Origin of the sequence: Streptomyces durocortorensis, from assembly GCF_031760065.1 — a bacterium.
Classification (GTDB): Bacteria; Actinomycetota; Actinomycetes; order Streptomycetales; family Streptomycetaceae; genus Streptomyces.
The window spans coordinates 5,201,003-5,216,915 of the sequence record NZ_CP134500.1; the positions used below are offsets into that span (position 1 = coordinate 5,201,003).

Genomic DNA, 15,913 nt, shown 5'->3' on the forward strand with positions numbered 1-15,913 from the left:
GCCGGGGGCGGTCACGCGCTCAGGCACTCCCCGAGGAGGATGGACCGCTCCATCGCGCTGAGTTTCGGACCGGGCTCTATTCCCAGCTCCTCGACGAGGGTCAGACGGATGCGCCGGTACGCGGCCAGCGCCTCGGCCGTCCGGCCGGAGCGGTGCAGCGCCAGCATCAGCTGGGCGTGCAACCGCTCACGGAAGGGGTACGTCGACGTCAGGGCCATCAGCTCGCCGACGACGTCCTCGTGCCATCCGAGGTCCAGTTCGAGGCTGAGGCGTTCCTCGGTCGCCCGGATCCGCAGTTCTTCGAGGCGCCGGATACCCGGGTCGAGGGCCGGACTCGTCTGCCCGGCGAGCACGGGCCCGTTCCACAGGGCGAGCGCGTCGCGGAGCTCCAGCGCGGCCTCGGCCCTGCGGCCGTCGCCCGACAGCACGCGGGCGCGTTGCACGCGGCTCTCGAAGACGGCGGAGTCCAGGTCGTGGGGGCCGAGGCGGAGACGGTAGCCGTACGAGTGGGTCTCGATCAGCCCGGGTGCTCCGGCGGCGGCGAAGGCCCGGCGCAGCGTGGAGACGCAGATGCGGATCTGGGCACGGGCGCTGGCAGGGGGGTGGGGGCCCCAGACCGCTTCGACGAGGCCCTCGACCGAGACGGCCCAGTCGGCCTCCAGCGCGAGAGCGGCCAGGACGGTCTGCGTCCGTCTGCCCCCGAGGGGTACGGGGCGGTCGGTGACGGTGGCGTGGAGGGGGCCCAGGATATGGACGAACACGGCTGAATTCCCCGTTCACTTCTCTGTTCTCTCCGGTCGGCACGTCCTGTGCCGGACCGGCGGAGGGGTTGCGGGAGGGGTCGGGAGGTCTCACAGGAGTCTGCAGTCGGTGATGCCGTAGCCGCTGAACTCGGGGGAGTGCCCCAGCATGCGCAGGCAGATGCCCAGCGCGCGCCCGATGGCTTCCAGTTCGTCCGGGCAGTCGAGGCACAGTGCGATCCGGACGGAGCGGTCCCCGACCAGCGCGCGGGCGGTCTCGACGGGTTCCGTCGGCTCGATGGCCCGGTACAGCGCCGCCAGCACGCCGCTGGGGGTGGGGCGTTCGGGGTCCGCCGCGGCGGACGCGGACATCGAGATGCCGATGAGGTAGATGGCGGGTCCTGCGGGGAGCGTGGTTCCGGCCGGGCGCGACGTGTGCCGGTCAGCCCCACGAGAAGCCGTCGGATGAGGCGGACGGCGTCGGTGTGGGCGCCGGGGCCTCAGCGGCCGCCGAGGTGGTGGCGACGACCCGCGACGGCGTGGTCGCGTCCGGGCCCGCCGTAGCGCCGGCGGACGGTCCGGCGGTGGCGAGCAGGGCGCAGAGGGCGGCGAGCGGGGCGGCGGCGAGGGCGAGACGGCGGGCGGAAGAGCGCATGACGGAGACACCTCTGGGTTCGGGATTCTGTGGAATGTGTCGATTGCCCGTTCGTGGGGCCCTTTCGACACGTTCAAGAATGCTCGAACGAGGCCGGAGTGTCAGCGTCCACCGCTGGCAGCAACCGCCCGGGCGTTTGGCGCCACCTCGTGGCCTCCCGTCCCGAGGCGGGCCCACCAGGGCGCTCACGGGTGGTGTCACGTTGCTGCCGGGCACAAGGTGCCGAGGCTCCGGGGCGGGGTGCGGCCGGGTCCGGCGCGCGCGTGGCCGGAAACGCGAAACGAGGGGGCCGCCGTGGGTTCGGCGTCCCCCTCGTCCGGTCTGCGGCTCCGCTCAGTCGTTGGGGCGCTTCAGGCGGGCCACGAACTTGTACCGGTCGCCGCGGTAGACGGACCGTACCCACTCGACCGGCTCGCCCTGGGCGTCCAGTGAGTGACGGGAGAGCATCAGCATCGGCAGGCCCACGTCCGTGCTCAGCAGCCCCGCCTCGCGCGGGGTGGCCAGGGAGGTCTCGATGGTCTCCTCGGCCTCGGCGAGGCGGACGTCGTACACCTCGGCGAGCGCGGTGTAGAGCGAGGTGTACTTCACCAGCGAACGGCGCAGCGCCGGGAAGCGCTTGGCCGAAAGGTGGGTGGTCTCGATCGCCATCGGCTCCCCGCTGGCGAGCCGCAGCCGCTCGATGCGCAGCACCCGGCCGCCCGTCGAGATGTCCAGCAGACCGGCGAGCGTGTCGTCCGCCGTGACGTAACCGATGTCCAGCAGCTGGGACGTCGGCTCCAGTCCCTGGGCGCGCATGTCCTCGGTGTACGAGGTGAGCTGGAGGGCCTGGGAGACCTTCGGCTTGGCGACAAAGGTGCCTTTGCCCTGGATGCGCTCCAGCCTGCCTTCGACGACCAGCTCCTGGAGGGCCTGGCGCACGGTGGTGCGCGAGGTGTCGAACTCGGCCGCCAGGGTGCGTTCGGGCGGCACCGGGGTGCCGGGCGGCAGGGTGTCCGTCATATCGAGGAGATGCCGCTTGAGCCGGTAGTACTTCGGTACGCGCGCCGTGCGCGTACCGGTACCGGTCTCGTTCCCCGAACTGCCCCCGTCGGCACCCATGGCCCGCCTTCCCGACTGCTGCGTTGCTGCCGTCACCGGCTCCTCCGTCTGTTGCGGCTCACATGGTGGCACGGTCCGGTCACGGGTCCCTGCCCTCCCTCAGGTGTCGGTCCGATAACGGACGCGAGTGCACTTCTTATACACCCTTGACACCCCCAAAGGTCTAGGCCAAGCTCCCGGTACTGGTCTAAACCATTAAAGACCAGGTCCAGCCCCGGTGGAACTCGTCGAAAGTCTTCACGGTGGGTGGGGTTGCAGCATCCCTGAGGAGGGTTTGACGTGAAGCGCAAGCTCATCGCGGCTATCGGCGCCGCGGGCATGATGGTCTCTATCGCCGCGTGCGGTACGGACGGCGACACGGGCAAGGACGGCGGCAAGGGGTCCGGGGGAGACAAGACCCTGACCGTCTGGGTCATGGACGGTTCGGCCCCCGACGCATGGATGGCCGAGGTCAACAAGGCCTTCGAGGCCAAGCACCCGGGCGTCAAGGTCAAGGTCGAGAAGCAGGTCTGGAACGGCATCCAGGAGAAGATCACCACCTCCCTCTCCGAGGACACCCCGCCGGACGTCCTGGAGCTCGGCAACACCCAGACCGCCGGCTACGCCGACACCGGCGGCCTCGCCGACCTGACCGGCGACAAGGCCGCGCTGGGCTACGACGGCTGGAACAAGGGCATGGTCGCGTCCAACGAACTGGACGGCAAGCTCTACTCCGCCCCGTGGTACGCCGCCAACCGTGTCGTGGTCTACGACAAGGCGGCCTTCAAGAACGCGGGCGTCACCCCGCCGAAGACCCGCGCCGAGTGGATCGAGGGCCTGAAGAAGCTCAAGGCTGCCGACGCCAAGACCCAGCCCATCTACCTGCCCGGCCAGAGCTGGTACGTTCTCGCCGGCTTCGTCTGGGACGAGGGCAGCGACCTCGCGGTCAAGGACGGCGACGAGTGGAAGGGCAACCTGTCCTCCCCCGAGGCCGTCAGCGCCATGAACTTCTACAAGGAGCTGGCGTCCTACTCCACCGCTCCGAAGGACAAGGACGAGGCGACCCCGCAGCAGTCCACCGACATCATCCCCAAGGGCGGCGTGGCGTCCTGGATCGGTCTCGGCTGGGAGGCCGGCGGCGCGATCGACGCCATGAAGAAGGCCGGCGAGACGGCCGACTTCGGTTACTTCCCGATCCCGGGCAAGACGGCCGACAAGCCGGGCTCCGTGTTCTTCGGCGGGTCGAACCTCGCCATCGCCGAGCGTTCCCCGAACAAGGACCTCGCGAAGGAGTGGCTGGCCCTCGCCGCCGGCAAGGAGTTCATGACGAAGTACGCCGCCGCCACCGAGGGCGCGCTGCTTCCGAACAACGACGCCGCGCAGTTCAAGCCCGCCGCCGGCTCCTTCGCCGAGGCCATGGCCCTCTCCTCCGTCTCCGGCAAGATCACCCCGGTGACGCCGGGCTGGGCGAACGTCGAGACCGCTCCGAACCCGATCAAGGACTACATGACCAAGGTCCTGAAGGGGCAGGACGCCAAGGCCGCGGCCGAGGAGGCCGACAAGGTCATCAACGAGCGCGTCAACCAGCAGTAATTCGCAGTCCGGTGGTGCGGCCGGTTACTCAGCGGCCGCACCACCGGTGCTTTGCAGTGATCAGAGGCCCGTTCCCCCGGGCCGCGTCCCGGTGGGCGCGGGAGCCCCAGAACCGCGAGGAATAAGACCATGACCGTGGACTCCCAGGGGGCGGCGGATGCCGCTACCCAGGACGCGCCCGGGAGGGCGGCAGGGAAGTCTCAGACTCCGCCACCCCCTTCCGGCCCGAAGGAAGTCCTTAAGCCCTCGCGCGGGAGACGCTCCCTGCCCAGCGGGCTGTTGCCGTACCTGCTCGTCGCGCCGGCGCTGTTGTCCATGGCGGTGCTGCTGCTCTACCCGCTGTTCCGGAACGTGGTCCTCTCCTTCCAGGGGGTCAACAAGCGGGAGATGATCCGGCGCGAGACGCCCTGGGTCGGCTTCGAGAACTACACCAAGCTCCTGAGCGACCCCGACTTCTGGACCGTCGTCGTCCGCTCGGTCGTCTTCACCGCGATCAACGTCGCCCTCATCATGGTCGTCGGCTCCCTGATCGGCCTGCTGCTCAACCGCCTGGGCAAGAAGATGCGGCTCGTGCTCTCCCTGGGCCTGATGTTCGCCTGGGCCATGCCGATCATCGCCTCGGTCACCATCTTCCGGTGGCTCTTCGACGAGCAGTTCGGCGTCGCCAACTGGGTGATGCGTACGCTCGGCTTCTCCGGCTACGAGCAGCACAACTGGTTCGAGACCGGCTTCGACGCACTCACCATCGTCCTGGTGCTGCTCGTCTGGGGCTCGGTCCCCTTCGTCGCCCTCAACATGTACGCGGCCCTCACCACCGTCGGGGCGGAGCTGTACGAGGCCGCCAAGATGGACGGCGCGAGCGGCTGGCGCACTTTCTGGTCGGTGGTCTTCCCGAACCTGAAGCCGTTCTTCCTGATCACCACGTTCCTGGAGATCATCTGGGTCTTCAAGGCGTTCGCCCAGGTCTACGCCATGAACCAGGGCGGCCCCGACCGCGGCTCCGAGACCCTGCCCGTCTACGCCTACATCGAGGGCCTCGGACAGCAGCACTACGGCCTCGCGGCGGCCATTTCGATCCTCACGATCATCATGCTGATCGTCGCCATGTCCTTCTACTTCCGCCTGATCCTGAAGCAGGAGGATGAGCAGTGAGTACCACGCAGACCGCGCAGACCCCCCAGAAGCTGCGGACCCGCAAGCCCCTCCGGCCGGCCGCGGTGGCGAAGAACCTCGCCGCCCTCCTCCTCACCGGGCTCTTCATCTTCCCCGTCTACTGGATGGTCTCGTCCTCGCTGAAGCCGCAGCAGGAGATCCTCACCAAGGACCCCGTCTTCGTCTTCACGCCGACCTTCGAGAACTACACGACGGCGACCGGCGTCGACCTGTTCTGGACGTACGTCACCAACAGCCTCCTGGTGACCGTCGGCGCGGTGATCCTCGCCCTCCTCGTCGCCCTGGCAGCGAGCTTCGCGATCGCCCGCATGAAGTTCAAGGGCCGCAAGGGGATCGTCCTCATCGTGATGATGGCGCAGATGGCCCCCTGGGAGGTCATGGTCATCGCGATGTACATGATCGCCCGCGACGGCGACATGCTGAACAGCATCCCGCTGCTCACGATGATCTACTTCGTGATGGTCCTCCCCTTCACCATCTGGACCCTGCGCGGCTTCATCGCCGCCGTCCCGGTCGAGCTGGAGGAGGCCGCGCAGATCGACGGCTGCACCCGCGGCCAGGCCTTCCGCAAGGTGATCTTCCCGCTGCTCGCCCCCGGCCTGATGTCGACCTCGCTCTTCGGCTTCATCACCGCCTGGAACGAGTTCGCGATGGTCCTGGTCCTGAACAAGGACAAGGAGGCGCAGACCCTGACGCGCTGGCTGACGCAGTTCCAGACCGCGTTCGGCAACGACTGGGGCGCCACCATGGCCGCCTCCGCGCTCTTCTCGCTCCCCGTGCTCGTCGTCTTCCTCTTCCTCCAGCGCAAGGCCGTCGGCGGCATGACCGCCGGCGCGGTGAAGGGATAAAGGGCTTCCCATGACCACATTCGTACACGGCTCGGACACCCTGACCCGCGACGCGCTCACGGTGCTCCAGCCCGGATTCGCCGGAACCACCGCACCCGACTGGCTGCTGCGCCGCGTCGGCGAGGGCCTCGGAGCCGTCGGGGTCTTCGGCCGTAACGTCCACTCGCCCGAGCAGCTCGCCGCGCTCACGGAGCGGCTGCGCGCCGAACGCGAGGACATCCTCGTCGCGATCGACGAGGAGAGCGGGGACGTGACACGCCTGGAGGTCGTGCACGGGTCCTCGTTCCCCGGCAACTACGCCCTCGGCTCGGTGGACGACGTCCATCTCACCCGGTCCGTCGCCCAGGAGCTGGGCCGCCGGCTCGCCGAGTGCGGCGTCAACCTCAACTGGGCGCCGTCCGCCGACGTCAACGCCAACGTGGGCAACCCGGTCATCGGCGTACGCTCCTTCGGCGCCGACCCCCAGCTGGTCGCCCGGCACACCGCCGCGTACGTCGAGGGCCTCCAGGCCGCCGGTGTCGCCGCCTGCACCAAGCACTTCCCCGGCCACGGCGACACCGCGGTCGACTCGCACCACGCGATCCCCCGCATCGATGTGGATCTCGACACCCTGCACGCCCGTGAGCTGGTGCCTTTCCGGGCGGCCATCGCCGCGGGTTCCCAATCGGTGATGAGCGCGCATATCCTGCTTCCCGCACTCGACCCCGACCGCCCGGCCACGGTCAGCCCGCAGATCCTCACCGGTCTGCTGCGCGAGGAGCTGGGCTACGACGGCCTGATCGTCACGGACGGCATCGAGATGGAGGCCATCTCCAAGGTCTACGGCATCGAGCGCGGCTCCGTCCTCGCCATCGCCGCGGGCTGCGACGCCATCTGTGTCGGCGGCGGCCTGTGCGACGAGGAGACGGTGCTGCGGCTCCGCGACGCCATCGTCGGGGCCGTACGCAGCGGGGAACTGGCCGAGGAGCGGCTCGCGGACGCGGCCGCCCGAGTACGAGCCCTCGCGTCCTGGACGCAGAGGGCCCGGGGGGATGTCCCGGAGCCGGGCGCGGAAGTGCAGGAGGGGACCGCGCCCGGCACCGGAGTCAGCTCCGACATCGGCCTGGTGGCCGCCCGCCGCGCGGTCCGGGTGACCGGCTCCGGCGACCGGCTGACCGAGGCGGCGTACGTGGCCACGTTCAGCCCGGTGGCGAACATCGCGGTCGGCGCCGAGACCCCGTGGGGTGTCGCGACCGCCCTGACCGAGCTGCTGCCCGGCACCGACGCGGACACGTACACCGACGAGAGCGCCGACCCGGTGGCCGCGGCCCTGGAGGCTGCGGGGGACCGTCGTATCGTCGCCGTCGTCCGTGACGAGCACCGGCACGCCTGGATGGGCAGGGCGCTCGACGCCTTGCTGGCGGCCCGCCCGGACACGGTCGTGGTCGAGATGGGCCTGCCCCAGTCGGAGCCCCGGGGCGCCCTGTACGCGGCCACCCACGGCGCGGCCCGCGTCTGCGGCGAGGCGGCGGTGGAGGCGATCACGGACACGAAGCCCTGAGTCAGAGGCGCGGGTCGAAGCCTCCGGCGGCAAGATCAAGCCCGTCCGGCGATCGAGGACAAAGCCTCTCGCCGGACGGGCGGCATACGGCGAAGGGCCGGGACACCACCACGGTGCCCCGGCCCTTCGCCGTACCGCCAGGGGCCTACAGCCCCTGCCACGACGGCTTCGCCGCATACGTGGCCCGGAAGTAGTCCGCCAGCTTCAGCTTCGACGCAGCCGCCTCGTCGACCACCACCGTCGCGTGCGGGTGCAGCTGGAGCGCCGACGCGGGCACGATCGAGGCGACCGGCCCCTCCACCGTCTGCGCGACGGCCTCCGCCTTGCCCTCGCCGGTGGCCAGCAGGATCGGGTGGCGGGAGTCCAGGATCGTCCCGATGCCCTGGGTGATCACGTGGTGCGGCACCTGGTCGATGTCGTTGTCGAAGAACCGCGCGTTGTCGACCCGGGTCTGCTCGGTCAGCGTCTTGATCCGGGTGCGCGAGGCGAGTGAGGAGCACGGCTCGTTGAAGCCGATGTGCCCGTCGGTGCCGATGCCCAGCAGCTGGAGGTCGACGCCGCCCGCCTCCGCCAGCGCCCGGTCGTACGCCTCGCACGCGGCCTGGACGTCCTCGGCCGAGCCGTCGGGGCCCATGAAGGCCGCCTCGGACAGCCCGAGCGGCTCGACGACCTCGCGCAGGACCACCGATCGGTACGACTCCGGGTGGCCCGCGGGCAGTCCGACGTACTCGTCGAGCTGGCAGATCCGGGCGCGCGACGCGTCGACCGCGCCGGAGGCGACCTTCGCGGCGAGCGCGCGGTAGATGGGCAGCGGAGTCGAGCCGGTGGCAACGCCGAGCAGGGCGTCGGGCTTGCGGCTGAGCAGGGCTGCGATGGCCTCCGCGATCAGTTCGCCGCCTGCCGTGGCGTCCGGGACGATGACAACTTCCACGCTGTGCCTGCCGATCTGACTAGGGGAGCCGGTGGTATAGACCAATCAAGTTCCCAATTTAGCAGAATCGGGCGGCCGTACGGTGAACAGTCCGCCCATCGGCCCGCACGCTTGCGCGCCCACCGGCCCGCCCGCCCCGGCCCGCTGGCGGGCCTCGGCAATGCCTGGTCGACTTGTGCGGTACGGAACGGATCGCGCACCCCCGAGGACGCACCCCCCGTGGACGCGCCTGCCTAGACGCACCGCCCGTACGCCGACACCGCAGCCGACAGCGCAGGGAGGCCCCCATATGTCCGCCACCCCACCGGCCGACCGGAGCGGCCAGGGCGACGAGCCCGGCCGCATCATGTCCGGCGAGATGGCCGAGCAGCCCGCGATGCTGCGCCGCATCCTCGAACAGGGCGCGCCCCGCATCCGCGAGGTCGCCGCCGAGATCGCCGCCAAGAAGCCCCGGTTCGTGCTGCTCACCGCCCGGGGTACGTCGGACAACGCGGCGCTCTACGCGAAGTACCTGCTGGAGATCCGGCTCGGGCTGCCCTGCGGACTGGCCTCGATGTCCACCACGACGGCCTACGGGGCCAAGCCCGACCTGCGGGACGTCCTGGTGATCACCGTCAGTCAGTCGGGCGGCTCGCCGGACCTGGTGGCCTCCACGAGGGCCGCCCGGGACGCGGGGGCCGTCACCCTCGCCGTCACCAACAACCCGGACTCGGCGCTCGCCGCCGTCTCGGAGCACCACATCGACATCCTGGCGGGCCCGGAGAAGGCGCTCCCGGCCACCAAGACGTACACCGCGTCCCTCCTCTCCCTCTACCTCTTCGTGGAGGGCCTCGCCGGGGTGGACGGTACGCAGGCCGCCGCGAGCCTGCCCGACCTCGCGGGCGCGATCCTCGGCCGCCGCGCCGAGGTCAAGGCGCTGGCCTCCCGCTACCGCTTCGCCGAGCGCATGGTGATCACCTCGCGCGGCTACGGCTACCCCACGGCCAAGGAAGCGGCGCTGAAGCTGATGGAGACCAGCTACATCCCCGCGCTCTCCTACTCCGGTGCGGATCTGCTGCACGGCCCGCTGGCGATGGTCGACAACATCTCCCCGGTGATCGCCGTGGTCACCGACGGCCGGGGCGGCGAGGCCCTCCAGCCGGTGCTGGACCGGCTGCGGGGCCGGGGCGCGGACCTGTTCGTGGTCGGCCCCAAGGCCCAGGTGGAGGAGGCGTCGGCGGGCTTCTCGCTGCCCACGGCCGGGGTTCGGGAGGAGTTGCAGCCGGTCCTGGAGATCCTGCCGCTCCAGATGCTGGCGTACGAGGTGACGATCGCCCGGGGTCAGGACCCGGACGCCCCGCGCGCCCTGGCCAAGGTCACCGAGACCCGCTGAGAGCCGAGATCCGCTGCCCACCGGGCCCCGCAGGTGATACGGCCCCGAGAACACCCGCGGGCCGCGGCGCCAGAGCGGGACCCTCAGCCCGCCCGGCACCGCAGCCCGGAGCTGCCTGGCCGGCGGTGTGCGGTGCCGTCGGCCACATGAGGCACCTTGCGCGGTCAGGGCAGAGAGCGCCGGTGCCTCGGTCCGCTCTCCTGTGCGGGGAGAGCGGGGTCTTGGTGAACTCATTGTGGACTAGACCAATTGCCCGTGTCCATCCGTGTGCACGACATTCTCCGGCCCCGCATCACGCCTGTCCATCGGCCTTCACCCGATGCCCCGCAGCTTGGCACGGCCGGGCGGGCCGTTCGGTTCGAACACGCGCGGTAACCCCAGGTACGCTCCACCCGTGCCCTCCATGAACGACCTCGTCCGCCAGCACACCGCTCTGAGCGACACCGACCTTGAGTGGCTCCACCTGCTGGTCTCGGAGTGGCAGCTGCTCTCCGACCTCTCCTTCGCCGACCTCGTGCTCTGGGTCCCCACCCGCGACGGCACCCGGTACGTCTCCGTCGCCCAGATGCGCCCCAACACCGGGCCCACCTCCTACCAGGACGACATGGTCGGCCACCTGGTGCCGCGCGGCCGCCGCCCGCTGCTGGACGCCGCGCTGGACGAGGGCCGGATCGTGCGCGAGGGCGACCCGGAGTGGCGCGAGGAGGTGCCCGTACGGGTCGAGTCCATCCCCGTACGCCGCGAGGGCCGGGTGCTCGGCGTCATCGCCCGTAACACCAACCTGCTCACCGTGCGCACCCCCTCCCGGCTGGAGCTCACCTACCTGCAGTCCGCTTCCGACCTGGCCCAGATGATCGCCGCCGGGGCCTTCCCCTTCCCCGGCCAGCAGGTCGACATGGACGCCTCCCCGCGCGTCGGCGACGGGCTGATCAGGCTCGACGCCGACGGGATCGTCCAGTACGCCAGCCCCAACGGCCTCTCCGCCTACCACCGCCTCGGCCTCGCCTCCGACCTGGTCGGCCACCACCTCGGCACCGTCACCGCCGAACTGGCCCCCTCCCGGGGGCCGGTGGACGAGGCCCTGGTCAAGGTCGCCAGCGGTTACGCGCCCCGCGAGTTCGAGGTCGAGTGCGCGGGCGGGGTCATCCAGCTGCGGGCCATCCCGCTCAAGCCCAAGGGGGCCCGGATCGGCTCGCTGGTCCTGCTCCGGGACGTCACCGAACTCCGTCGCCGCGAACGCGAGTTGATCACCAAGGACGCGACCATCCGGGAGATCCACCACCGGGTGAAGAACAACCTCCAGACGGTGGCCGCCCTGTTGCGCCTCCAGGCCCGCAGGATGGACTCCGAGCAGGGGCGCGAGGCGCTCAACGAGGCCGTCCGGCGCGTCGGCTCGATCGCCATCGTCCACGAGACGCTCTCCCAGAACCTGGACGAGCGCGTCGAGTTCGACGAGATCGCCGACCGGGTCATCGCGATGGTGTCCGAGATCTCCCCGGGCAAGGTGACCTGCCGGCGCACCGGACGCTTCGGCATCCTCGACGCCGAGGTCGCCACCCCGCTGTCCATGGTGCTGACCGAGGTTCTGCAGAACGCCCTGGAGCACGCGTTCGCCGTGGCCGACCACGGGACGGTGGAGGTCTCGGCCGTGCGCGGCGGATCGCCGGCCGAGGGGCGGCTGCTGATCAAGGTCACCGACGACGGGCGCGGACTGCCCGAGGGCTTCGACCCGAAGCAGGCCGGAAACCTGGGCCTCCAGATCGTACGGACGCTGGTGGAGGGGGAGTTGGGCGGTGTGTTCGGCATGGTCCCGGCCCCCGGGCGCGGCACCCAGGTGATCCTGGACCTCCCGGTCCGGGGCGACAAGTAGGAGCAGGCGCGGGAGCGCGCACAGCAGAGCGGGCCCGGACCGTGGTGACGGTCCGGGCCCGCTCCGTGGTACTCACGTTGCGATGCGCTTCGGGGTACTGCGCGCTGCGACTCGAAGGCGGGGCTGTGCGTACGCTCTGTACGCGCCGCCGGGCTGAGGCTTGGTGCGGGGGTCGCTCAGGCGCTGGCGTTACGCGCCCGGTTGCGAGCGGCGCGGCGCTTCATCGCGCGGCGCTCGTCCTCGCTGAGGCCACCCCATACGCCGGAGTCCTGACCGGACTCAAGCGCCCACTGCAGGCACTGCTCCATGACGGGGCAGCGGCGGCAGACAGCCTTGGCTTCCTCGATCTGCAGCAGCGCAGGACCGGTGTTGCCGATGGGGAAGAACAGCTCGGGGTCTTCCTCACGACAAACGGCGTTGTGACGCCAGTCCATGGCTGCTACCTCTCCTTGGTATTACACGCTTGTTGCTTGTGAATGTGAACGCTTTCACGAATCCCCCCGCAGATGACGGGCCGACTCCCAGATGAACTGGGTGTGGTCTGTGAGGTGAGGAGGGGTTCTGGCTCTCAGTGGAGGCCGGTGTTGCGGGCCGTCCCGATCGCCATGTAGAGATTCGCAAACCTCGGCGGCGGATACAACCCCTTCTGGAAAGTTTTTTTTGATTCCTCGGTGTCGACTAGGTCACAGCCGCACTTCTAAGGGGTGGGGGCCAGTCCAAACGTTCGAGTTAAAGGACTTTAGGCCCTTCCACTCACACAATCACACGCAGTGCACGGCGTACGCCTGTGAACGTCACGCTCGTACGCAGTCCCAAGTGGTCGCCGTCCATCTGGAAGGGCAGTGGAACCTTTGAATGCAAGGTGAAGTCGGTGAGGTCGTGCAGCGAAACGGCGTGCTTGCCGCGCGGCCCCTTCTCGGGGCTCGATGTGAGCAGCTGGGTGCCGTAACGAGCCACCGCCGGAGTGGACAGACGCTTCAGTCCGAGGACGTCCAGCGCGGTGTCGAAGGAGGCCTTCGGCGAGGCGTAGACCGGACGATTGCCCAGGTAGGTCCAGGGGGCGGTGTTGCAGATTATGGAGAGCGCGAGGTCGGTGACCGGGTCCTGGCCGGGCACGTCGAGCGTGATCGTCCCGTGTCGCCGGTGGGCCTCGTTCAGGAACTGCCGCACCACCTGGCGTACGTACAGGGCGTGCGTCGACCGCTTGCCGCCCTCGCGTTTCTGTTCGACCCGGCCGACCACTCCCGCATCGAAGCCGAGTCCGGCACAGAAAGTGAACCAGCGTTCGGGGACGGACTCGTCCTCGGTGCCCGGGGTGCCGGCCGCGAGCCCCAGGCCGACCGTGCGTTCGGTCCGGTTCTCCAGGGCGTCCAGGATCGCGCCGGTCGCCTCGACCGCGTCGTTGGGCAGCCCCAGGGCGCGCGCGAAGACATTGGTGGAGCCGCCGGGAACCACGGCGAGCCTCGGCAGCCGGTCCACGTCCGGGCCCCGGTGCAGCAGCCCGTTCACGACCTCGTTCACCGTGCCGTCGCCGCCGAGGGCGACCACCAGGTCGATGTCGTCGCTGTCCGCGGCCCGCCGCCCCAGATCCCGTGCGTGCCCCCGGTACTCCGTGGTCACCGCCTCCAGCTTCATCTCGCTGGCCAGCGCGTGGATCAACACGTCACGGGTGCGCGCACTGGTGGTGGTAGCAGCTGGGTTGACCACGAGGAGTGCGCGCATGCCCGCCAGCCTACCTACCGGGCGGTTCGGTCCAGTAGTCCCGGTTCGCTGTGCTCCCCGCCGGTGACGCCCCGTGACCGCCGCTCTCCTCCCGCGTACGCGACGGGGAGGGGGCCGCGCACCCCGGCTTCACTTCCGGCCCTCCGGGATGCCAACCTGAAGGGCGTGAGCACTGAAGCGACCTCGCCCTCCCCCTCGCCCGCCGTGACGGAGCGCCCGCGAAGGATCACCCTCCTCGCCGGGATCAACGCCCTCGAAGGCGCGGCGCTCGCCATCGGCGGGATCTACCTGCTGGTCATGGGGCTGCTCGGCCGCCTCGAAAGCACCCAGCAGGCGGAGACGGTCGGCATCACCCTGATCGCTCTGGGCGCCATTCCGCTGCTCGCCGCCCGCGGGCTGATGCTGCTGCGCAGCTGGAGCCGGGGCCCCGCGCTGATCACGCAGATCATGGCGCTGCCGGTGGCCTGGACGCTGCTGCGGTCGCAGGGCGCGCTGATCCCCACCGGGATCGTCCTCGCGGTGGTCGCCGTGACCGGTCTGGTGCTCGTCCTGAACCCGGCGACCACCGAGATCCTGGGCATCCGCCGGGGACCCGCGAAGACCCCCGACGCCTGAGTCCGGCAGGACCCGGGGGCCACTGGGCCCACGGGGACCACTCCAGGTGGGCTGCTCCTGACTCCCGGGCGTTACTCCTCGACGAGCAGCCGCTCGCGCAGCTGCGCCAGGGTGCGGGCCAGCAGCCGCGAGACGTGCATCTGAGAGATGCCGACCTCCTGGGCGATCTGCGACTGGGTCATGTTGCCGAAGAAGCGCAGCAGCAGGATGCGCTTCTCGCGCGGCGGCAGGTCCTCCAGGAGCGGCTTGAGGGACTCCCGGTACTCCACGCCCTCCAGGGCCTCGTCCTCCGAGCCCAGGGTGTCCGCGACGGCGGGGGACTCGTCGTCGGTGTCCGGCACGTCCAGCGACAGCGTGCTGTACGCGTTGGCGGACTCCAGGCCCTCCAGCACCTCCTCCTCGGAGATGCCGAGCCGCTCGGCCAGCTCGTGCACGGTCGGTGAGCGGCCGTGCTGCTGGGAGAGCTCCGCGGTGGCCGTGGTCAGCGAAAGCCGCAGCTCCTGGAGGCGTCGCGGCACCCGCACCGCCCAGCCCTTGTCCCGGAAGTGGCGCTTGATCTCGCCGACCACCGTGGGGGTCGCGTACGTCGAGAACTCCACACCCCGGTCCGGGTCGAACCGGTCCACCGACTTGATCAGCCCGATGGTGGCGACCTGGGTCAGGTCGTCCAGGGGCTCGCCGCGGTTGCGGAAGCGGCGGGCCAGATGCTCGACCAGCGGCAGATGCATACGCACCAGCCGATTGCGCAGCTCGGCCTTCTCCGCGGAGCCGTCGGGCAGCTCCCGCAACTCTATGAACAGGGCCCGCGCCCCGCTGCGGTCGTGTGGATCGTGGTGCCCGTGCTCGCTCATCTGGCCCGCCCGCTCTGCCTGCGACTGCTGCTCCACCGCGACGTTGAGGCTCTCGGGCCCGTCCGCTCCGTCCACCGGATGCGGCCGGGCCTGTTGCTCCGGGATGCCTGCTGGGCGCACCACCCCGGGTCGGATCGTCTCGTCCCGCACAGGACCGTCCCCGTTCCCGTCGCTCACGCCGGCCCGGGGCCCGCGCCGCGCTGTTTGTAGAGGCTGATGCTGACCGTACGGTCATCGGCGACCGTGGACTCGACCTTGCCCGCGAGTGCGGAGAGCACCGTCCAGGCGAAGGTGTCGCGCTCGGGCGCCCGGCCGTCCGTCGTGGGGGCCGACACCGTCACTTCGAGGGAGTCGTCGACGAGACGGAAGACGCAGCTGAGGACGGAGCCCGGCACGGCCTGCTGAAGCAGGATCGCGCAGGCCTCGTCGACCGCGATACGAAGATCCTCGATCTCGTCGAGAGTGAAGTCCAAACGCGCTGCGAGACCGGCCGTGGCCGTTCGCAGCACCGACAGGTAGGCACCCGCAGCGGGCAGCCGGACTTCCACGAAGTCCTGATTCCCGGGCTCGCCTGCGATCTGGGACACCCTCACCTCCAAGGTGGCACAAACTCTTTCGAGGTTCCGGGAAGGGTGGCCCGGAGCCATGCGGTCCGTCGACGGTTCTTGGCTTGGCGACGCTATCGGATCCATGATGCCGTGTGACGCGGACCCCAGTCCCCGACCGTCACTCATGGTAGGCATATGAGTACACACAGTGGCTAGGGGTCTGCGGCCTCCAATTACGAAGAACCGGCGCCGGATTGACGTACCCAGACGTCAGGCGATCGAACCGTCCCCGAAGCACCGGCGCCCGCTCTCGCCCGCTCGAAGCTCCGCATCACGGGGTGTCCGTTCGCCTGGAAGTGTTCGGTCGCGTGCCGTGGC

At 70.2% G+C, this 15,913-nt stretch carries 16 protein-coding genes; 7 read left to right on the forward strand and 9 right to left on the reverse strand.

Going from position 1 to position 15,913, the window contains the following annotated elements; genetic code table 11:
• Nucleotides 1–11 precede the first annotated feature (11 nt).
• The 4 genes from RI138_RS23195 to RI138_RS23210 form a co-directional block, all read right to left on the reverse strand.
• Nucleotides 12–761: an AfsR/SARP family transcriptional regulator gene (locus RI138_RS23195; protein ID WP_096625979.1), complete on the reverse strand. Its 750-nt coding sequence runs from the start codon at nt 759–761 to the stop codon at nt 12–14.
• 90 nt (nt 762–851) lie between these two features.
• A complete protein-coding gene (locus RI138_RS23200) occupies nt 852–1,112 on the reverse strand; it encodes a hypothetical protein (protein WP_311121460.1) in 261 nt (86 codons plus the stop codon).
• Nucleotides 1,113–1,182: 70 nt separating this feature from the next.
• Nucleotides 1,183–1,395, reverse strand: coding sequence for a hypothetical protein (locus RI138_RS23205; RefSeq protein WP_311121461.1), 213 nt, complete (start codon nt 1,393–1,395; stop codon nt 1,183–1,185).
• 333 nt (nt 1,396–1,728) lie between these two features.
• Nucleotides 1,729–2,493 carry a GntR family transcriptional regulator gene (locus tag RI138_RS23210; RefSeq protein ID WP_096625983.1) on the reverse strand — a complete coding sequence of 255 codons (765 nt, stop codon included), beginning with the start codon at nt 2,491–2,493 and terminating at the stop codon, nt 1,729–1,731.
• Between the two features lie 279 nt (nt 2,494–2,772).
• Between RI138_RS23210 and RI138_RS23215 the strand changes: the two genes are divergently transcribed.
• The 4 genes from RI138_RS23215 to RI138_RS23230 all read left to right on the forward strand — a co-directional run bounded on the left by RI138_RS23215 (nt 2,773) and on the right by RI138_RS23230 (nt 7,626).
• Nucleotides 2,773–4,065, forward strand: coding sequence for an extracellular solute-binding protein (locus tag RI138_RS23215; RefSeq protein WP_311121462.1), 1,293 nt, complete (start codon nt 2,773–2,775; stop codon nt 4,063–4,065).
• A 129-nt stretch (nt 4,066–4,194) separates the two neighbouring features.
• Nucleotides 4,195–5,217: a carbohydrate ABC transporter permease gene (locus RI138_RS23220; RefSeq protein WP_096625987.1), complete on the forward strand. Its 1,023-nt coding sequence runs from the start codon at nt 4,195–4,197 to the stop codon at nt 5,215–5,217.
• Nucleotides 5,218–5,249: 32 nt separating this feature from the next.
• A complete protein-coding gene (locus RI138_RS23225) occupies nt 5,250–6,086 on the forward strand; it encodes a carbohydrate ABC transporter permease (RefSeq protein ID WP_257002117.1) in 837 nt (278 codons plus the stop codon).
• Nucleotides 6,087–6,096: 10 nt separating this feature from the next.
• On the forward strand, nt 6,097–7,626 hold the full coding sequence (locus RI138_RS23230; RefSeq protein ID WP_311121463.1) for a glycoside hydrolase family 3 protein: 1,530 nt from the start codon (nt 6,097–6,099) through the stop codon (nt 7,624–7,626).
• Between the two features lie 145 nt (nt 7,627–7,771).
• Here the strand turns inward: RI138_RS23230 and nagB are convergent, their stop codons facing one another.
• Nucleotides 7,772–8,557, reverse strand: coding sequence for a glucosamine-6-phosphate deaminase (nagB, locus tag RI138_RS23235; protein WP_311121464.1), 786 nt, complete (start codon nt 8,555–8,557; stop codon nt 7,772–7,774).
• A 289-nt stretch (nt 8,558–8,846) separates the two neighbouring features.
• Between nagB and RI138_RS23240 the strand changes: the two genes are divergently transcribed.
• Both RI138_RS23240 and RI138_RS23245 read left to right on the forward strand, forming a co-directional pair.
• Nucleotides 8,847–9,929 (forward strand): SIS domain-containing protein, encoded by a 1,083-nt coding sequence (locus RI138_RS23240; protein ID WP_311121465.1) that lies wholly within the window; start codon nt 8,847–8,849, stop codon nt 9,927–9,929.
• Nucleotides 9,930–10,332: 403 nt separating this feature from the next.
• The gene (locus RI138_RS23245) at nt 10,333–11,799 is read left to right on the forward strand and encodes a histidine kinase N-terminal domain-containing protein (RefSeq protein ID WP_311122987.1); all 1,467 of its coding nucleotides are present in this window, start codon (nt 10,333–10,335) and stop codon (nt 11,797–11,799) included.
• 176 nt (nt 11,800–11,975) lie between these two features.
• On the opposite strand, the gene RI138_RS23250 is transcribed toward RI138_RS23245, so the two are convergent.
• Both RI138_RS23250 and RI138_RS23255 read right to left on the reverse strand, forming a co-directional pair.
• A complete protein-coding gene (locus RI138_RS23250; protein WP_003953983.1) occupies nt 11,976–12,233 on the reverse strand; it encodes a WhiB family transcriptional regulator in 258 nt (85 codons plus the stop codon).
• A 319-nt stretch (nt 12,234–12,552) separates the two neighbouring features.
• Nucleotides 12,553–13,521: a diacylglycerol/lipid kinase family protein gene (locus RI138_RS23255; protein WP_311121466.1), complete on the reverse strand. Its 969-nt coding sequence runs from the start codon at nt 13,519–13,521 to the stop codon at nt 12,553–12,555.
• A gap of 165 nt (nt 13,522–13,686) precedes the next feature.
• Between RI138_RS23255 and RI138_RS23260 the strand changes: the two genes are divergently transcribed.
• Nucleotides 13,687–14,136 carry a hypothetical protein gene (locus RI138_RS23260; RefSeq protein WP_311121467.1) on the forward strand — a complete coding sequence of 150 codons (450 nt, stop codon included), beginning with the start codon at nt 13,687–13,689 and terminating at the stop codon, nt 14,134–14,136.
• Nucleotides 14,137–14,207: 71 nt separating this feature from the next.
• Here the strand turns inward: RI138_RS23260 and RI138_RS23265 are convergent, their stop codons facing one another.
• Complete coding sequence (locus RI138_RS23265) at nt 14,208–15,137, reverse strand: RNA polymerase sigma factor SigF (protein WP_096625999.1); 930 nt, start codon at nt 15,135–15,137, stop codon at nt 14,208–14,210.
• 23 nt (nt 15,138–15,160) lie between these two features.
• Nucleotides 15,161–15,574 (reverse strand): ATP-binding protein, encoded by a 414-nt coding sequence (locus tag RI138_RS23270; RefSeq protein WP_096626001.1) that lies wholly within the window; start codon nt 15,572–15,574, stop codon nt 15,161–15,163.
• Nucleotides 15,575–15,913: the final 339 nt, after the last annotated feature.

Coding starts and splice junctions, on each gene's coding strand:
- RI138_RS23205 (WP_311121461.1), bottom strand. CDS start 1,395: ATGCGCTCTTCCGCCCGCCGTCTCGCCCTCGCCGCCGCCCCGCTCGCC.
- RI138_RS23245 (WP_311122987.1), top strand. CDS start 10,333: ATGAACGACCTCGTCCGCCAGCACACCGCTCTGAGCGACACCGACCTT.
- RI138_RS23230 (WP_311121463.1), top strand. CDS start 6,097: ATGACCACATTCGTACACGGCTCGGACACCCTGACCCGCGACGCGCTC.
- RI138_RS23255 (WP_311121466.1), bottom strand. CDS start 13,521: ATGCGCGCACTCCTCGTGGTCAACCCAGCTGCTACCACCACCAGTGCG.
- RI138_RS23210 (WP_096625983.1), bottom strand. CDS start 2,493: ATGGGTGCCGACGGGGGCAGTTCGGGGAACGAGACCGGTACCGGTACG.
- RI138_RS23200 (WP_311121460.1), bottom strand. CDS start 1,112: ATGTCCGCGTCCGCCGCGGCGGACCCCGAACGCCCCACCCCCAGCGGC.
- RI138_RS23250 (WP_003953983.1), bottom strand. CDS start 12,233: ATGGACTGGCGTCACAACGCCGTTTGTCGTGAGGAAGACCCCGAGCTG.
- RI138_RS23240 (WP_311121465.1), top strand. CDS start 8,847: ATGTCCGCCACCCCACCGGCCGACCGGAGCGGCCAGGGCGACGAGCCC.
- RI138_RS23220 (WP_096625987.1), top strand. CDS start 4,195: ATGACCGTGGACTCCCAGGGGGCGGCGGATGCCGCTACCCAGGACGCG.